The 17,322-nt window shown below is 55.8% G+C and carries 15 protein-coding genes; all 15 read right to left on the bottom strand.

What is annotated here, in order from left to right; genetic code table 11:
* Positions 1-34: 34 nt before the first annotated feature.
* The 15 genes from ftsA to cra all read right to left on the bottom strand — a co-directional run bounded on the left by ftsA (position 35) and on the right by cra (position 17,277).
* Positions 35-1,297 (bottom strand): cell division protein FtsA, encoded by a 1,263-nt coding sequence (gene ftsA, locus GKAS_RS07390; protein ID WP_035893041.1) that lies wholly within the window; start codon positions 1,295-1,297, stop codon positions 35-37.
* Positions 1,294-2,127, bottom strand: coding sequence for a cell division protein FtsQ (gene ftsQ / locus GKAS_RS07385; protein ID WP_035893039.1), 834 nt, complete (start codon positions 2,125-2,127; stop codon positions 1,294-1,296). Before ftsQ ends, ftsA begins: the two co-directional genes overlap by 4 nt.
* A gap of 1 nt (position 2,128) precedes the next feature.
* Complete coding sequence (locus tag GKAS_RS07380) at positions 2,129-3,049, bottom strand: D-alanine--D-alanine ligase (protein WP_035893037.1); 921 nt, start codon at positions 3,047-3,049, stop codon at positions 2,129-2,131.
* Positions 3,042-4,517, bottom strand: coding sequence for a UDP-N-acetylmuramate--L-alanine ligase (gene murC / locus GKAS_RS07375; protein ID WP_035893035.1), 1,476 nt, complete (start codon positions 4,515-4,517; stop codon positions 3,042-3,044). The genes GKAS_RS07380 and murC overlap by 8 nt, the downstream gene beginning before the upstream one ends.
* A gap of 53 nt (positions 4,518-4,570) precedes the next feature.
* Entirely contained in the window at positions 4,571-5,638 is a 1,068-nt protein-coding gene (murG, locus tag GKAS_RS07370) for an undecaprenyldiphospho-muramoylpentapeptide beta-N-acetylglucosaminyltransferase (protein WP_035893033.1), read from the bottom strand.
* On the bottom strand, positions 5,635-6,906 hold the full coding sequence (gene ftsW / locus GKAS_RS07365; RefSeq protein ID WP_035893031.1) for a cell division protein FtsW: 1,272 nt from the start codon (positions 6,904-6,906) through the stop codon (positions 5,635-5,637). The genes murG and ftsW overlap by 4 nt, the downstream gene beginning before the upstream one ends.
* Positions 6,906-8,222 (bottom strand): UDP-N-acetylmuramoyl-L-alanine--D-glutamate ligase, encoded by a 1,317-nt coding sequence (gene murD, locus GKAS_RS07360; protein WP_035893030.1) that lies wholly within the window; start codon positions 8,220-8,222, stop codon positions 6,906-6,908. The genes ftsW and murD overlap by 1 nt, the downstream gene beginning before the upstream one ends.
* A gap of 2 nt (positions 8,223-8,224) precedes the next feature.
* Positions 8,225-9,307, bottom strand: a complete 1,083-nt coding sequence (gene mraY / locus GKAS_RS07355) for a phospho-N-acetylmuramoyl-pentapeptide-transferase (RefSeq protein WP_035893027.1) — start codon at positions 9,305-9,307, stop codon at positions 8,225-8,227.
* Positions 9,301-10,659 carry a UDP-N-acetylmuramoyl-tripeptide--D-alanyl-D-alanine ligase gene (gene murF, locus GKAS_RS07350; RefSeq protein WP_035893025.1) on the bottom strand — a complete coding sequence of 453 codons (1,359 nt, stop codon included), beginning with the start codon at positions 10,657-10,659 and terminating at the stop codon, positions 9,301-9,303. Before murF ends, mraY begins: the two co-directional genes overlap by 7 nt.
* Positions 10,656-12,143, bottom strand: a complete 1,488-nt coding sequence (gene murE / locus GKAS_RS07345; protein WP_035893023.1) for a UDP-N-acetylmuramoyl-L-alanyl-D-glutamate--2,6-diaminopimelate ligase — start codon at positions 12,141-12,143, stop codon at positions 10,656-10,658. Before murE ends, murF begins: the two co-directional genes overlap by 4 nt.
* Positions 12,130-13,899, bottom strand: coding sequence for a peptidoglycan glycosyltransferase FtsI (locus GKAS_RS07340; protein ID WP_035893021.1), 1,770 nt, complete (start codon positions 13,897-13,899; stop codon positions 12,130-12,132). Before GKAS_RS07340 ends, murE begins: the two co-directional genes overlap by 14 nt.
* 15 nt (positions 13,900-13,914) lie before the next feature.
* The gene (gene ftsL / locus GKAS_RS07335; RefSeq protein WP_035893020.1) at positions 13,915-14,280 is read right to left on the bottom strand and encodes a cell division protein FtsL; all 366 of its coding nucleotides are present in this window, start codon (positions 14,278-14,280) and stop codon (positions 13,915-13,917) included.
* A complete protein-coding gene (rsmH, locus tag GKAS_RS07330; RefSeq protein WP_035893019.1) occupies positions 14,277-15,218 on the bottom strand; it encodes a 16S rRNA (cytosine(1402)-N(4))-methyltransferase RsmH in 942 nt (313 codons plus the stop codon). Before rsmH ends, ftsL begins: the two co-directional genes overlap by 4 nt.
* Positions 15,219-15,220: 2 nt before the next feature.
* Complete coding sequence (gene mraZ, locus GKAS_RS07325; RefSeq protein ID WP_035893018.1) at positions 15,221-15,679, bottom strand: division/cell wall cluster transcriptional repressor MraZ; 459 nt, start codon at positions 15,677-15,679, stop codon at positions 15,221-15,223.
* 593 nt (positions 15,680-16,272) lie between these two features.
* Positions 16,273-17,277 carry a catabolite repressor/activator gene (gene cra, locus GKAS_RS07320; RefSeq protein WP_035893017.1) on the bottom strand — a complete coding sequence of 335 codons (1,005 nt, stop codon included), beginning with the start codon at positions 17,275-17,277 and terminating at the stop codon, positions 16,273-16,275.
* Positions 17,278-17,322: the final 45 nt, after the last annotated feature.

The following is a 17,322-nucleotide window of genomic DNA, read 5'->3' as shown; positions in this document are numbered from 1 at the left end:
GAGACCGTGAATTGTGCATTGGTCTCTTTAAAAATTAAAACTCTTTGCGTAACCAGCTATTCAGTCGCTTGATCCACGATCCGACCGATGCGGTAACGCGCTTTTCTACCTCTGCTTCACCACTCAAGTGGGACTCTTTCCCGTAGTGCAGCAGGCCCACCGCCGTTGAATAATACGGCTCCTGGGCATAGTCCGTCAGACCAGTAATATTCAGCGGCGCACCGATACGAACCTGCGTATGGAACACCCGCTGCGCGCAAGCCGCTAACCCTTCAATTTGCGCTGCGCCACCGGTCAATACAATCCCCGCCGCGAGGTGGTGTTTGACACCCTGCTGACGAAGCTGTTCCTGTAACTGTAAAATTTCTTCATTGACGAGGTTCAGCAGCTCGGTATAACGCGGCTCAATGACCTCTGCCAATGTCTGGCGCTGCAGGCTACGCGGCGGACGACCGCCCACGCTTGGCACTTCAACGCTCTCATCTTTGCCCACGATGGAGCCCAGCGCGCAGCCATGGCGCACTTTAATCGCTTCGGCGTCGCTTGGCGGCGTACCGAATGCGTAGGCGATATCGCTGGTCACCACGTTCCCGGCATAAGGGATAACTTTAGTGTGACGCAGCGCGCCGCCGGTGTAGACCGCGATATCCATTGTACCGCCGCCGATGTCCACAACGCAGACACCCAGCTCACGTTCATCTTCCGTTAAGACGGAATAGCTTGAAGCCAGACCGGCGAAAATCAGCTGATCAACCTTCAGGCCGCAACGCTCTACCGCTTTGACAATGTTTTTCGCCATGTCGTTGTGGCAGGTAATCAGATGCACCTTCGCCTGCATACGCACACCGGATAAGCCTACCGGGTTTTTGATCCCTTCCTGGTAATCAATCGCGTATTCTTGCGGAATAACGTGTAAAACACGATGTTCATCACGTACGCGTACGGATTTCGCCGTGTGAACGACGTTCTCCACGTCTTCCAGCGTGACCTCTTCTTCTGAGATAGGCACCATACCTATCTCATTTTGACAGCTAATGTGCTTACCGGAAAGCGCCAGATATACCGAAGAGATCTGGCAATCCGCCATCAGCTCCGCCTGGTCGATAGCGCGCTGTACGCATTTCACTACCGACTCAAGGTCGTTAACCCCGCCTTTATCCATACCACGGGACGGACAACTGCCGACCCCAATGATATTAATCACTCCGTCGGGCAGAACTTCCCCTACTAAAGCGGCCACTTTTGCAGTGCCGATCTCCAGTCCAACTACCAGTTTTCTGTCCGTCGCCTTGATCATTGTTGTTCTGCCTGTGCCTGATTCTGTTGTTGATTAGTGTCCGCCGCAGGAGCAGGTTCCCAGCCTACTGCCGCCCCCGAGTCATAACGCAAGTCAACATAACTAATCCGATTACCGTCTGTTTGCGCCTGCTGTTGTAGAACCGGATACAGTTCTAAAAAACGTTCCAGCCGCTTCATCGTATCGCCCCGCCCCAGATTCAACTTGATACCGTTATCAAGCGTCAGCTGCCACGAACGGCGCGCGGTCATCGCCGCAACCTTCAACGTGAACTTCCCTTTCGCGAGCATCGCTCCCATGTCGTGATAACCCTGCAACACTTCGCTTGCGCTTCCTTCAGGGCCATAGAGCATAGGCAAATTCTGCTTGCTGGTTCGATCGGCAGGTACGCTGAAGGCATTACCCTCGGCATCCACCATGTGCTGATCATTCCAACGCGCAATGGGCACATATTCAACCAGATGAATCTTCAATTCGTCCGGCCACTGCTTTCTGACGCTTGCCTGTTTAATCCACGGCAGGCGCTCAATTTGACTCTGAACGATGTTCACGTCCTGAGTCATAAAGGTTCCCGGCGATCCCAGAGCCAGAATGGACTGTCGAATATCATCGTTACGCGTGTAATGACGATCGCCAGTCACCACCAGTTTTGAGATGGGCAAACGTTGCGCATCTTCCATCCAGCCCAGCACGACCCAGCCGCTAACGAACACGGTACACAACACCGCTAGCAGGAAGACAATTCCCACCAGATGCGTTCCATTATTGCGCCGTGAAGCAGCGTACTCTTCTTCTTCACGGTTCCGCGTATTCAGCGCAGCCTGCGACATATCACCCCGCCAGGTCCAGAATTCGTACTACCAGCTGCGAGAAGCTCATTCCCGCCTGACGTGCCGCCATCGGCACCAGACTATGGCTGGTCATCCCCGGAGAGGTGTTCGCCTCCAGCAGATAATATTGACCATCGCTGTCCTGCATGACGTCAATGCGACCCCATCCACGGCAGCCTAAAACTTTCCAGGCTTTCAGTACTAAAGACTGCATTTCCGATTCCTGGGTTGGTTCCTCACAACCAGGGCAGAAATATTTTGTCTCATCAGAGAGATACTTCGCCTCATAATCATAGAAGGTTCCGGCAGGTTGGATGCGAACTGTCGGCAAAATTTCTTCACCGAGTACCGCAACCGTAAATTCTGGCCCACTGAGCCATTTTTCTACCAGAACTTCGTCATCATGTTGAAACGCCTGCGTTAACGCTTCGGCCAGGTCACCACTCTCGGTGACTTTCGACATCCCAACGCTTGAACCTTCACGACTCGGCTTAACGATAAGCGGCAGGCCGAGTGCGGCAATCTGCGCTTGAACCTCGCTGGAAAGCCCGGCATTAAAGGCTTCGCGCTCAACGGCAACCCAAGGGGCAACCGGTAATCCCGCGCCCTGCCACAGCAATTTGCTGCGCAGTTTATCCATCGAAATCGCTGAAGCCATCACGCCGCTGCCGGTATACGGAAGCTTAAGCAGTTCCAGTAATCCCTGCAGCGTGCCATCTTCACCGCCGCGACCATGCAGTGCAATAAACGCTTTCTGAAAACCCATGTTTTTCAGTTGGGTAACATCTGTCTCTTTCGGGTCGACCGCATGCGCATCAATGCCCGCTTCGCGAAGACCGGCCAGCACCGCCGTGCCGGAGTTTAACGACACTTCGCGTTCAGCAGAGGTTCCGCCCAAAAGAACCGCGATCTTATCAGCCATGACGCGGTTCCTCCTGAGTTTGCGGCTTCAGTTTGATTTCAGCTAAGTTACGCGCAATTTTACCAATATTTCCGGCACCCTGAATTAAGACAAGGTCATTACCCGTCAGCACTGATGCCAACATTTCCGGGACCTGAGACGGGTCAGCTACCAGAATCGGGTCCACTTTTCCACGTCCGCGAATGGTACGACACAGCGAGCGGCTATCAGCCCCAGGAATCGGCGCTTCACCCGCCGGATAGACATCCAGCATCAGCAGGGCATCCACTTGCGTCAGCACGTGGGCAAAATCATCGTACAAGTCACGCGTACGGGTATAACGGTGCGGCTGGAATACCATCACTAATTTTTTGTCCGGCCAGCCCGCGCGTGCAGCCTTAATGGTGGCATCAACTTCTGTTGGGTGGTGACCGTAGTCATCAACCAGCAGTGCGGTGCCTTCTTTACCATTCACCTCTTCCAGCGGGAACTCGCCCAGGAAGTCGAAACGACGGCCAGTGCCCTGGAAACTTTCCAAAGCGCGCAGGATAGCGTCGTCTTCAATGCCCTCTTCCGTCGCTACCGCGACCGCTGCTGCGGCGTTCAGAGCGTTATGACGGCCCGGCGCATTCAGCGTCACGCGCAGGTCTTCTTTATCCTGACGCACCAGCGTGAAGTGCCCCTGTGGGCCAATCTGCTGGTAGTTTTCTACGCGAACGTCCGCGTCATCACTGAAACCGTAGGTGGTGGTCTGACGACCTACGCGCGGCAGCAGCTCACGGATAACCGGGTCATCAACACACATCACCGCACGGCCATAAAACGGCAAGTTGTGCAGGAAATTAATAAACGTCTGCTTTAAATTTTCGAAGTCGCCCTGGTAAGTATCCATGTGGTCGGCTTCGATGTTGGTGACAATCGCCACCATCGGCTGCAGATGCAGGAACGACGCGTCGCTCTCATCGGCTTCCGCAATCAGGTAGCGGCTATGGCCCAGACGCGCATGCACGCCTGCCGCTTTCACCAGGCCACCGTTGACGAAGGTCGGGTCCAGCCCGGCTTCCGCATAAATACTGGCGACCATCGCGGTGGTCGTGGTTTTACCGTGTGTCCCGGCAATAGCAATGCCGTGACGAAAACGCATCAGCTCCGCCAGCATTTCCGCGCGGCGAATAACCGGGATACGCGCCTCGTGTGCGGCGACGATTTCCGGGTTATCGGCAGAGATAGCCGTTGAGACCACCACAACGCTCGCATCGCGAACGTTTTCCGGACGGTGGTTGAAATAAATCGTGGCGCCCAATTTCGTCAACTGCTGCGTCACCGGGTTCGGTGCCAGATCGGAACCGCTGATCTGATATCCTTCGTTGGCCAGTACTTCAGCAATACCGCCCATACCGGCGCCACCGATGCCAACAAAGTGAATGTGCCGAACGCGACGCATCTCGGGCACAATAGAACGCAGTTTCGCCAGTTGTTGTGTATTCATTCTCTAAACGCCATCACTTCTGAAATTCGGGCGACGCAAATGCGCCGCGATGATTAAGCCTTTGCAGCCAGGCTTACTTCTTTTGCTACCCGCTCGGTAGCGTCCGGGATGGCCGTCGCACGTGCACGCTCAGCCATCTCTAATAATGTGTTGCGATCCCAGCTTGCCAGCGTGTCCGCGACCGCCTGCGCCGTAAACTGCGGCTGCTCAAAGATCTTCGCCGCGCCGGCTTTCTCCAGCGGCAGCGCATTCCAGTACTGCTGACGGTCTTTATGCTGGAATGGGACGAAAATCGCCGGCAGACCTGCCGCCGCAATCTCGCTCACCGTCAGCGCGCCGGAGCGACAGACCACCACATCGGCCCACGCGTACGCTTCAGCCATGTCATCAATGAATTCGGTTACTTTATGCTGCGGCTGACCGGCATCGACGTAGGCCTGTTCAACGGTTTGTTGACCGCCTTTTCCGCTCTGGTGCCAGATAGTCACCGCATCACCCAAACGCTGTGCAACCTGCGGCAGGGTCTGGTTGAGAACGCGTGCGCCCTGAGAACCGCCAACAACCAGCACGCGGATGGGGCCATCGCGGCCCACCAGGCGCTGTTCCGGCAGCGGCAGCGCCAGCACATCAACGCGTACCGGGTTGCCAACCACGTCGGCATTCGGGAACGCCCCCGGGAAAGCCTGCATCACTTTGGTAGCAATCTTCGCCAGCCATTTGTTCGTGAGCCCGGCAATACCGTTCTGCTCATGCAGAACAACCGGGATACCCAGCGACCACGCCGCCAGACCGCCAGGCCCGGAGACATAACCGCCCATGCCCAGCACCACGTCCGGCTTAAAGCGTTTCATGATCGCGCGCGCCTGACGCCAGGCGTTGAAAATACGCATGGGTGCCATCAGCAGCGCTTTCAGGCCTTTGCCTCGCAGCCCGGAGATATGGATAAAATCAATCTCGATGCCATGTTTTGGCACCAGGTCGGCTTCCATACGATCTGCGGTTCCCAGCCAGCGCACCTGCCAGCCCTGATCCATTAAATGGTGCGCGACCGCCAGCCCCGGAAACACGTGTCCACCGGTACCGCCTGCCATCACCATTAACCGCTTTGTTTGACCGCTCATCGAGAACCTCGGGTAAACGCCTGGGCTTTTTCCAGACGCGTTTCATAATCAATTCGTAATAAGAACATGATGGCAGTCGACATAATCAGAAGACTGGAGCCACCGTAGCTTATCAACGGCAGGGTCAGGCCTTTTGTCGGTAACATACCGGCTGCTGCCCCTACGTTTACCAACGCCTGGAAACTGAACCATACGCCGATTGCGCAAGCCAGGAAGCCAGAAAAACGTTGGTTGATCTCCAGCGCTTTGCGACCAATGGACATGGCGCGGAAAGCGACGAAGAATACCATTAAAAGTGCCAGTACCACACCGATATAACCCAATTCCTCACCGATGATGGCGAAGATGAAGTCGGTATGCGCTTCCGGCAGATACTCCAGTTTCTGCACCGAGTTGCCTAAACCTTGCCCCCACATCTCGCCACGGCCAAAGGCCATCAGCGATTGGGTCAGCTGGTAGCCGCTACCAAACGGGTCTTCCCACGGGTTCCAGAAGGAGGTCACGCGGCGAATACGATACGGTTCGGCAAGGATCAACAGTACGACTGCGGAGAGCCCCATACCAATGATGGCGATGAACTGCCACAGCTTGGCACCCGCGAGGAACAGCATCGCCAGCGTGGTGACGAACAGCACCACCACGGTACCAAGGTCAGGCTGCGCCAGCAGCAAAATCGCCAGCACGAAAATCACGCCCATCGGTTTTAAGAAGCCGCGCAGGTTGTTGCGCACCTCATCGGCTTTACGCACTAGATAGTTGGCGATATAGCAAAACAGCGATAGCTTGGTCAGCTCGGCAGGCTGGATACGCAGCGGGCCGAAGGCAATCCAGCGCGATGCACCGTTAACCGAGCTACCGACGACCAGAACAATCAGCAACATACCGATAGAAGCAATCAGCATGAACGTACTGTGCTTCTGCCAGAATGACATCGGCAGCCGCAGCGTCACCAGCGCCATCAAAAACGCCAGCAGAATATAAAGACCGTCACGCTTGGCAAACAGGAAAGGATCGTTAGCCAGACGCTGCCCCACCGGCATTGAGGCCGAGGTCACCATAATAAAACCAATCGCCGCCAGGCCAAGGGTCAGCCACAGCAGCGTGCGGTCGTACATAATCAGGCTATCGGTATCTTTCTCCCGAGAGCCCATCACCCAGCCCTTAAGCGCGGCAAACATCCAACCAAACAGCCATGCGAAAACGCGCATGCCCGGCAGACGCGGCAGCCTCAGTTGAGGCAGTCTCAGGCGCGGGAGCGATAAACGCATCAACCTAACTCCTTCGCCAGGCGAGCAAACACGTCGCCGCGCTGCTCAAAGCTTTTAAACTGGTCAAGGCTGGCACATGCCGGAGACAGCAGAACCATATCGCCCGCTTTCACCTGTGGCGCAATCAGGCGCATCGCCTCTTCCATGGTTTCCGTTTGGGTGGCGATTTCCGGGCGCAGCGCGGCCAGTTCACCGCCGTCACGGCCAAAACAGAAGAGACGAATGTTATCGCCGGTCAGATAGCGTCGCAGTGGTTCGAAGTCGGCAGATTTACCATCGCCACCCAGCAGCAGATACAGCGTTCCCGCCACGTGCAGGCCGTTTAACGCTGCTTCGGTGCTGCCGACGTTGGTCGCTTTCGAGTCGTTAATCCAGCGCACGCCGCGATGGTCGAGCACAATCTGGAAACGGTGAGCCAACCCGGTAAAGGTGGTCAACGCTTTCAGGCTAGTCGCGCGCGGCAGGCCAACGGCATCCGCCAGCGCCAGCGCCGCCAGGGCGTTGCTGTAGTTATGCTGCCCGGTGAGCGGCATCTCTTTGACGTTCAATACTTTTTCACCTTTCACGCGCAGCCAGGTTTCCCCCTGCTGGCGGTTCAGGTGATAGTCACCGACGTCCACGCCGAAGCTCACGCAGCGCTCATCCGCACCGCGCACCGGCATGGTCAGGCCGTCGTCAGCGTTCACGACGCAGACTTTGGCGTTTTCATAGATGCGCAGCTTCGCCGCTCGGTACTGTTGCAGCCCCAGCGGGTAGCGATCCATATGGTCTTCGGTCACGTTCAGAATCGTTGCCGCCGCCGCATGCAGGCTGGAGGTGGTTTCCAGCTGGAAGCTGGAAAGCTCAAGCACGTACAGTTCGCGCGCCGGGTCCAGCAGCATCAACGCTGGTAGGCCAATATTACCGCCGACTCCGACGTTCACACCCGCGGCTTTAGCCATCTCGCCAATCAGCGTGGTGACCGTGCTTTTACCGTTGGAGCCGGTAATCGCCACGATAGGCGCCTGCGCTTCACGGCAGAACAGTTCGATGTCGCCAACAATTTCAATACCCGCATCGGCCGCGCGGCTCAACGCCGGGTTTGCCAGCGCCATACCTGGGCTTGCGACAATCAGGTCGGCCGTCATCAGCCAGTCTTCGTTCAACCCACCGACATAACGATCTACCGCTTCCGGCAGTTTATCCAGACCGGGTGGCGTCGCTCGGGTATCCATCACGCGCGGCGTGACGTTCTGCGCGAGGAAAAAATCCACGCAGGAAAGCCCGGTCAGTCCAAGACCAATAATGACGACGTTTTTACCCAGGTAATCTGCCATGATTAACGTACCTTCAGCGTTGCCAGGCCAATCAGCACCAGCATCAGCGAAATAATCCAGAAGCGCACAATAACGCGCGGCTCCGGCCAGCCTTTCAATTCATAGTGGTGGTGAATCGGCGCCATACGGAAGATGCGCTGCCCGCGCAGCTTGAAGGAGCCGACCTGCAGGATAACCGACAGGGTTTCAACCACGAAGACGCCGCCCATGATCACCAGCAGGAACTCCTGGCGCAGCAGCACAGCAATAATGCCCAGCGCGCCGCCCAGTGCCAGCGAACCGACGTCGCCCATAAAGACCTGTGCCGGATAGGTGTTGAACCACAGGAAGCCGAGTCCCGCGCCAACAATCGCCGTACAGACGATTACCAGCTCGCCTGCATGACGCAGGTAAGGAATATGCAGGTAGCTCGCGAAATTCATGTTACCGGTCGCCCACGCCACCAGCGCAAAGCCCGCCGCCACGAAGACGGTCGGCATAATGGCCAGACCGTCGAGGCCATCGGTCAGGTTAACGGCGTTGCCGGTACCGACGATAACGAAGTAGGCCAGCAGGATGTAGAGCAGGCCCAGCTGCGGCATGATGTCTTTGAAGAACGGCACCACCAGCTCGGTAGCTGGCGTATCTTTACCGGCAAGGTACAGCGCAAAAGCCACGCCCAGCGCAATCACCGACATCCAGAAGTATTTCCAGCGCGCGATAAGCCCTTTGGTGTCTTTACGAACCACTTTGCGGTAGTCATCAACAAAACCGATAATGCCGTAGCCGATCAATACCGTCAGCACGCACCAGACGTACGGGTTTGACGGATAGGCCCACAGCAGCACGGAGACGGTGATCGCGGTCAGGATCATGATCCCGCCCATCGTCGGCGTACCGCGTTTACTGAAGTGAGATTCAGGACCGTCGTTACGAACAACCTGACCAAACGACATTTTTTGCAGACGGGCAATCATGCGCGGGCCCATCCACAAAGAGATGAACAGCGCGGTCAGCAGGCTGACGATGGCGCGAAACGTCAGATAGGAAAAGACGTTAAAGCCGGAATAATATTTGACCAGATGTTCGGCCAGCCACACTAACATGTCCCGTTCTCCTGTAATGCGCGTACGACCTCTTCCATGGCAGCACTGCGTGATCCTTTCACCAGAATGGTGATAGTTTTATGTTCGTTAATCAGCGTGTTAAGACGAGCAATAGCCGACGCTTTATCGGTGAAGTACTCCCCTGCCCCGCTGGCAGTGCTAATCGCCTGGCTTAACGTGCCGACGCTCAGAACTCGGTCAATCCCAGCCGCTTTGGCAGCGTTACCCACCTGGATGTGGCACGCTTCGCTTTCGGCGCCAAGCTCTGCCATATCGCCAACGACCAACACACGGTAACCCGGCATTTCAGACAGCACCTGCACCGCAGCCGTCATAGAACCGACGTTCGCGTTGTAGGAGTCATCCAGCACCAGCTGGCTGTCCGTCAAGTGAATCGGGAACAAACGCCCCGGCACCGCTTTCAGCTGTGCCAGCCCGACTTTCACCGCGCTTAAGTCTGCGCCAACGGCGGTTGCCAGCGCGGTCGCGGCAAGCGCGTTCGCGATGTTATGGCGACCCGGCAGCGGCAGCAGCACGTCAATGCTGCCGTTCGGCGTATGCAGCGTAAATTCGGTACCCTGTGAGGTAATACGAACGTCAGAGGCGTGGAAATCACTCCCCGCCGCGTTGGGTGAAAAACGCCAGACGGTACGATCGCCAATCACCTGCTGCCAGTTGGCCCAGTCGTTGTTATCGGCGTTCAGAATCGCAATGCCGCTGTCCGGCAGGCCGGTGAAGATTTCACCTTTCGCCTTCGCCACGCCCGCCAGCGAGCCAAAACCTTCCAGATGCGCAGCCGCCAGGTTGTTCACCAGCGCCGCTTCCGGGCGGGTCAGGCTAACGGTCCAGGCGATTTCGCCCTGATGGTTTGCGCCGAGCTCAATCACCGCAAACTGATGTTCCGGCGTTAAGCGCAGTAATGTCATCGGCACGCCGATATCATTATTGAGATTGCCCGCGGTATAAAGTGTGTTGCCGCACTGCCCAAGAATGGCGGCGGTCATCTCTTTTACCGAGGTTTTACCGGAAGAACCGGTCAGGGCCACCACGCGAGCAGGAACCTGCTGGCGCACCCAGGCAGCCAGTTCACCAAATGCCAGACGGGTATCGCTCACTACGAGCTGTGGCAGGTTGATGTCCAGCTTACGGCTGACCAGCAGCGCACCGGCGCCACCGTCTTTTGCCGTTTGCGCAAAATCATGCGCGTCAAAACGTTCGCCTTTCAGCGCCACAAACAGACAACCCGGCGTTAATTTCCGGGTATCCGTGGTGACGTCTTCAATAAGGGAATCGCTGCCATAAAGCTCGCCGTTCAGAACGTTGGCAAGCTGGCCAAGCGTTACGCCAATCATGCCACCACTCCCAGCAGACGCGCTGCGGTAATACGGTCGGAGTAATCGAGACGACGGTTACCCACAATCTGATAATCTTCGTGGCCTTTGCCCGCCACCAGAACAACGTCATTCTCTTTCGCCTGCATGATGGCGTTGGTTACCGCTTCCGCGCGGCCTTCCATCACCTTCACGTGGCCGGCATCTACCATGCCCGCAAGAATGTCGTTAATGATATCGCGCGGCTCTTCGGTACGCGGGTTATCGTCGGTGACCACCACAATGTCGGAGAACTCTTCGGCAATGGCCCCCATCAGCGGGCGCTTGCCTTTATCACGGTCACCGCCGCAGCCAAATACGCACCACAGCTTGCCGGAGCAGTGCAGACGCGCGGCCTGCAATGCTTTTTCCAGCGCATCTGGCGTATGAGCGTAATCAACCACCACGGTCGGTTTGCCCGGCGCGCTAAACACTTCCATGCGCCCGCACACCGGCTGTAAACGCGAAGCGGTTTTCAGCAATTCATTCAGCGGATAGTCCAGCGCCAGCAGCGTCGCCAATGCCAACAGCAGGTTGCTGACGTTAAACGCCCCCATCAGGCGGCTTTCAATTTCGCCTTCGCCCCAGGTGGACGCAAAGCGGATAGTGGCGCCGCTGTCGTGGTAGTCCACCGCCACGGCTTTCAGCCAGCGGCCATGGCAGTTCGGATTAATGTGATCGTCCATGGAGACCGCAACGGCATCCGGCAGACGGCCTAACCAGCGACGACCCACTTCATCGTCTGCATTGACGATGGCCTGGCCGCAGTGGTGGGTGGAGTACAGCAGCCATTTCGCCGCTTCGTAATGCTCCATATCACCATGATAATCAAGATGATCGCGGCTCAGGTTAGTAAATACCGAGGCCGCAAACTTGAGCGCTGCAACACGGTGTTGCACCAGGCCGTGAGAGGAAACCTCCATCGCGGCAACCGTTGCACCCTGCTCAACCAACCCTGCCAGCACATGCTGTACATCAACAGCAGAACCGGTGGTGTTTTCCGTCGGGATGACGTTATCCAGCAGGCCGTTACCGACCGTACCCATCACCGCGCTGGTTTCGCCAAGCAGCTGGCACCACTGTGCAATCAGCTGCGTGGTGGTGGTTTTACCGTTGGTTCCGGTCACGCCAATCAGGCGCAGGCTGTCGGATGGCTCGTGGTAAAAACGCCCGGCCAGTGCCGATAAGCGCTCGTTTAACTGGCTGAGGTAGATAACCGGCACACCGTGCATCTCGCGGATTTCACCGTCGGTTGCCTCATCTTTTGCCTCGGCTATAACAGCAGCGACACCTTGCGCAATTGCCTGCGGGATATAACGACGCCCGTCCGCCTGATGACCCACTACCGCCACGAACAGATCGCCCGATGCAGCCACACGGCTGTCGAGCGTCATCTCTCGCAGTACTCGCTCCGGCGCATTTGGCACCCACGGAGCGAGAAGGTCGCGCAAATTACGATCTGCCACCTGTACCCTCGCCTTGATTCGTTACTAATTCACTTTTATCGCCGCCCGTTGCCAGCGCATCCGGCTCAATGTTCATCGTGCGCAGAACGCCGCCCATGATGGCACCAAAGACCGGCGCGGAAACGGCGCCACCGTAATATTTACCCGCCTGCGGGTCGTTAATGACCACCACCAGCGCAAAGCGCGGCTGGCTGGCTGGCGCAACGCCCGCGGTGTAAGCAATGTATTTGTTGATATAGCGTCCGTCCGGGCCGACTTTTTTCGCCGTACCGGTTTTAATCGCGATACGGTAGCCTTTAATCGCCGCTTTCACGCCGCCGCCGCCAGGCAGCGCCACGCTTTCCATCATATGAACGACGGTGCGGACGATAGATTCCGGGAAGATGCGCTCACCGGGAACCGGCGGGTCAACTTTGGTTATCGACAGCGGGCGGTAAATCCCGTAGCTGCCAATCGTTGCGTAGACACGCGCTAACTGTAACGGCGTTACCATTAGCCCGTAGCCGAAAGAGAAGGTGGCCCTCTCTATGTCAGACCACCGTTGTTTTTGAGGATATAAGCCACTGCGTTCTCCGACCAACCCCAAATTGGTCGCTTTTCCCAGCCCAAAACGTGAGTAAGTATCTACTAACGCTGAGGACGGCATCGCTAACGCCAGCTTGGAAACACCGACGTTACTCGACTTCTGTAGTACCCCGGTCAGGGTCAATTCGCTGTAGCGCGCCACGTCTTTGATTTCGTGGCCGTTAATACGGTAAGGAATGGTATTCAGTACGGTGTTTTCACGCACCACGCCGCGCTGAAGCGCGGTCATCACTACCATCGGTTTCACCGTGGAACCCGGTTCAAACACGTCGGTAATGGCCCGGTTACGCATGGTGTCTTTCGCGGTACCGGTAAAGTTGTTCGGGTTGTAAGACGGGCTGTTAGCCATCGCCAGCACTTCACCGGTGCTCACGTCGACCAACACGGCGCTGCCGGATTCCGCTTTGTTAAACGCCACGGCGTTGTTCAATTCGCGATAAACCAGCGCCTGCAGGCGTTCATCAATGCTCAACGCCAGATTATGGGCGGCCTGACTGTCGGTTGAGGAGATGTCTTCAATCACGCGACCATAACGGTCTTTACGGACAATACGCTCACCCGGCTGACCGGTAAGCCATTTATCAAAACTCTTCTCGACCCCTTCAATCCCCTGGCTGTCGACGTTGGTGAAGCCAATGAGGTGAGCTGTTACTTCGCCTGAAGGGTAGTAACGACGAGATTCTTCACGCAGATAGATCCCCGGCAGCTTGAGCTTTTTGATGTAGTCAGCCATATCAGGGTTAACCTGACGCGCCAGGTAGATAAAGCGCATGCGTGGGTTGGTATTGATACGGTTTGCGAGCTGGTCCAGCGGGATGTTCAGGGCATCAGCCAACGCTTTCCAGCGGTTGTTCAGCACCACTCCGCCCGCTTCGTGCAGCTCTTTCGGATCGGCCCAGATAGCTTTCACCGGCACGCTCACCGCCAGCGGACGACCTGAACGGTCGGTAATCATGCCGCGGGAGGTAGAAACCTGCTGAACGCGCAGGGAGCGCATATCGCCTTCACGAACCAGCTTATCCGGGGCAATAATTTGTAGCCAGGCAGCGCGTCCCAGCAGAAACGCGAGCGCCAGAAAAATACAGCCGCAAAGCAACGCAAAACGCCAACTGATAAAGTTGGCCTGTTCTTCCTGACGTTTTGGCTTAAGCGTTTTTGCCGCTGGTTTCATGCGTTGCAATAATCCTTATTTCTGAACAACAATGTTTTCTTTCGATGGATCAACATGTTGCATCTGCAACTTTTCGGTAGCGATACGTTCGACTCGGCTATGATCGCCCAGAGCATTCTCTTCGAGGATCAGGTTTCGCCACTCAATGTCTAACGCGTCGCGCTCCAACACCAACTGTTCTCGTTGGGCTGTTAACAGGCGAGTATGGTGAGCCGTCGTCACCACCGTTACCGCCGTGACAATAATGCAAATGAACAGACAGAGTGGCAGCTTCCCAAACTGCAAAAGGTCGTCGCGAATAACGCCAGGCAAGGCATGGCGCTCGCCGTTTCCTAACGACCCGGTTACTTTGCTTAGGGCTTCTGTCACTCTGCCGATCATGCGTTCGTCCTTTCTGCAATACGCAGCACTGAACTACGGGCACGCGGATTCTCTGCCACTTCATCTTCGCCCGGCATCAACTTGCCTAATGCTCGTAAATGACGGCCACCCAGCTTCCTGAGTTGCTCTTCAGTCATCGGGATCCCCGCCGGAACCTGTGGACCGCGGCTTTGTTCACGCATAAAGCGTTTCACAATGCGGTCTTCCAGCGAATGGAAGCTGATGATTGACAGCCGCCCACCCGGGGCCAGCACGCCAAGCGAGCTTTTTAGCGCTTGCTCTATCTCCTCCAGCTCACTATTCACCCAAATGCGCACCGCCTGGAAGGTACGGGTTGCGGGGTGTTTGAATTTGTCTTTCACCGGCATGGCCGCCGCGATAACTTCCGCCAGTTCTTTCGTGCGGGTCATCGGCTCAACGCGATTGCGTTCAACGATGGCGCGGGCAATACGTTTGCCAAAACGTTCCTCGCCGAAGGTTTTAATCACCCAGGCAATGTCCGCTTCTTCTGCCGTTTGCAGCCATTCTGCTGCTGATTGACCGCGGGTTGGGTCCATACGCATGTCCAGCGGGCCATCGCGCATAAACGAGAAACCGCGTTCTGCGTCATCAAGCTGCGGTGAAGAAACACCAAGATCGAGAAGAATACCGTCGATCTTGCCAACAAGGTCGCGCTCGGCAACGTAGTCTGCCAGCGCAGAGAAAGGACCATGCACGATGGAAAAGCGTGGATCATCAATGGTCTTAGCCACCGCAATCGCTGCGGGATCGCGATCGATCGCAATCAAACGCCCCTGCTCGCCAAGCTGCGACAGGATAAGACGCGAATGACCACCGCGACCAAAAGTGCCATCGATATAGATACCGTCAGGACGAATATTCAGGCCGTTAACGGCCTCGTCCAGCAGTACCGTAGTATGTTTAAAATTTTCCATCATATTTATAAGGACAAATCCTGCAATCGCTCCGACAGCGCCCCTGAAGCAGATTGCTCAGCGTCGATATCTTCCTTGACCCGTTGATACCAGGCCGTTTCATCCCACAGTTCAAACTTGTTGAACTGCCCGACCAGCATCACTTCTTTGGTCAATCCGGCATGTTGCCGTAAAACCGGCGCAATCAATAATCGCCCGGCATTATCCATCTGACATTCGCTAGCATGCCCTAACAAAAGTCGCTGTACGCGACGTTCAACGGGGTTCATGCTCGACAAACGCGAGAGCTTTTGCTCGATAATTTCCCATTCGGGCAGAGGATAAAGCAGCAGGCAGGGGTGATGAATGTCAATGGTACAAACCATTTGACCGGTAGCGCTCTCGACAAGCTGGTCCCGATATCGGACAGGGACGGCCAAGCGCCCTTTGCTGTCGAGATTGACTAACGTTGCCCCACGGAACATGCCAGCCTCACCCCCATTTACCACTTTGCCCCACAAATTCCCACTTTAAGGAGTTTACGGAGCAGAGGAAAAGCTTGTCAAGCCAGCATGAATGCCAACAGAGTCCAAAAAACCACTATTTGCGGCCGACAATAGCCCTGATTAATAATTATCCAGCAGACGAGGCAAATTAACGCCATGAATACCCGTAAGAAAAATACAGGCTCATTCACATTGCTTTAACGCAACTAAATATCATCGAAAAAATATATAAAGTGCCAGTTTGCGACGCGAGCGGCATTTTAGGACATTCTGTGGCTCGTTAACAGTCCCTGCGGCGCGCCCTTACAAGGAATTCAAGACAGGCCTGTAGCCTATTCTGGTAGGTCAGCTAAGAAGTGTTTGTTATTTCGGCAATCCGCCATGAGAATGTAACAAAATAATTCAGAAATAATATAATTTTACTTTGCGTTCACATTAAAAACGCTATTTCGCTATCTTATTAGGGGAATTAAATAGAAAGCTAACTAAAATGTAGAATTATCTTAATATTAAAGAAAATAGGGTTTTTATCTAATGAAGGCCACAGCGTGTAGCCTTCATTGAGGTATTGCTTATCGGCGATTCAGACTACCGCGGCGATAGAGGTTACGACGAATACGGCTTAAGCCAGGCTTCGGTTTACGAGGCTCATCAAGGCTTGCCAGCACAATCTCCAGCACTCGTTCAGCAACATCACGGTGACGCTGAGCAACCGCAAGCACCGGGCATTGCAGGAAGTCGAGCAGTTCGTGGTCGCCAAAGGTAGCAATGGCCAGATCGGTTGGTAGTTTCCCTTCACGACGCAGCGTTACGTCCATCACCCCTTGCAGCAACGCAAATGAAGTGGTGAACAGCGCCTGCGGCATCGGGTGCGTTTCCAGCCATTTTTCAAACAGCTGCGCCGCCGCCTCACGCTCATAGCTATTGGCATAAAGATAATGTACGTCGCGCGGATCGTCTTTCCAGGCCGTACGGAAGCCCTGTTCGCGCAGGAAGCTTACCGACAGTTCCGGTAGCGCGCCAAGATAGAGGACGGTTTCTGCCGGGAAGGTACGCAGTTCTGCGGCGAGCATTTCCGCGTCATCCTGGTCGGCGCCCACGACGCTGGTGAAGTGTTCACGATCGAGCGCACGGTCAAGCGCGACAATCGGGAATGAATCGTTCGCCCAACGCTGGTAGAAAGGATGCTCCGGCGGCAACGATGTTGACACGATGATCGCATCTACCTGACGTTGCAGCAGGTGTTCAATGCAGCGCATTTCGTTATCAGGCTGATCTTCCGAGCAGGCGATCAACAGTTGATAGCCACGCTGGCGTGCCTGGCGTTCAAGATAGTTAGCAATGCGCGTGTAGCTGGTGTTCTCCAGATCGGGAATGACCAGCCCAATAGAACGCGTGCGTCCTGCACGCAGCCCGGCGGCTACAGCGTTAGGATGATAGTTATGCTCACGCACAACGGCCATCACTTTTTCAACAGTTTTATCGCTGACGCGATACTGCTTCGCTTTACCGTTAATCACATAGCTGGCGGTGGTTCGGGAAACACCGGCAAGCCGGGCGATTTCATCCAGTTTCACAATTGCCCCTTGCTTTATAAGTATAATCCGTAACATCTAAACGCA

The sequence above is a fragment of the Kluyvera ascorbata ATCC 33433 genome (genome assembly GCF_000735365.1).
In the GTDB taxonomy this organism is placed as follows: domain Bacteria; phylum Pseudomonadota; class Gammaproteobacteria; order Enterobacterales; family Enterobacteriaceae; genus Kluyvera; species Kluyvera ascorbata.
Note: the sequence above shows the minus strand (reverse complement) of the source record. Positions and strands in the feature narration are given on the sequence as shown.

What these genes read in the sequence shown, in the direction of transcription:
- rsmH (WP_035893019.1), bottom strand. Translation starts at nt 15,218, where the DNA reads ATGATGGAAAATTTTAAACATACTACGGTACTGCTGGACGAGGCCGTT.
- murD (WP_035893030.1), bottom strand. Translation starts at nt 8,222, where the DNA reads ATGGCAGATTACCTGGGTAAAAACGTCGTCATTATTGGTCTTGGACTG.
- mraY (WP_035893027.1), bottom strand. Translation starts at nt 9,307, where the DNA reads ATGTTAGTGTGGCTGGCCGAACATCTGGTCAAATATTATTCCGGCTTT.
- ftsL (WP_035893020.1), bottom strand. Translation starts at nt 14,280, where the DNA reads ATGATCGGCAGAGTGACAGAAGCCCTAAGCAAAGTAACCGGGTCGTTA.
- ftsW (WP_035893031.1), bottom strand. Translation starts at nt 6,906, where the DNA reads ATGCGTTTATCGCTCCCGCGCCTGAGACTGCCTCAACTGAGGCTGCCG.
- ftsQ (WP_035893039.1), bottom strand. Translation starts at nt 2,127, where the DNA reads ATGTCGCAGGCTGCGCTGAATACGCGGAACCGTGAAGAAGAAGAGTAC.
- murC (WP_035893035.1), bottom strand. Translation starts at nt 4,517, where the DNA reads ATGAATACACAACAACTGGCGAAACTGCGTTCTATTGTGCCCGAGATG.
- GKAS_RS07380 (WP_035893037.1), bottom strand. Translation starts at nt 3,049, where the DNA reads ATGGCTGATAAGATCGCGGTTCTTTTGGGCGGAACCTCTGCTGAACGC.
- ftsA (WP_035893041.1), bottom strand. Translation starts at nt 1,297, where the DNA reads ATGATCAAGGCGACGGACAGAAAACTGGTAGTTGGACTGGAGATCGGC.
- GKAS_RS07340 (WP_035893021.1), bottom strand. Translation starts at nt 13,899, where the DNA reads ATGAAACCAGCGGCAAAAACGCTTAAGCCAAAACGTCAGGAAGAACAG.
- murG (WP_035893033.1), bottom strand. Translation starts at nt 5,638, where the DNA reads ATGAGCGGTCAAACAAAGCGGTTAATGGTGATGGCAGGCGGTACCGGT.
- mraZ (WP_035893018.1), bottom strand. Translation starts at nt 15,679, where the DNA reads ATGTTCCGTGGGGCAACGTTAGTCAATCTCGACAGCAAAGGGCGCTTG.
- murF (WP_035893025.1), bottom strand. Translation starts at nt 10,659, where the DNA reads ATGATTGGCGTAACGCTTGGCCAGCTTGCCAACGTTCTGAACGGCGAG.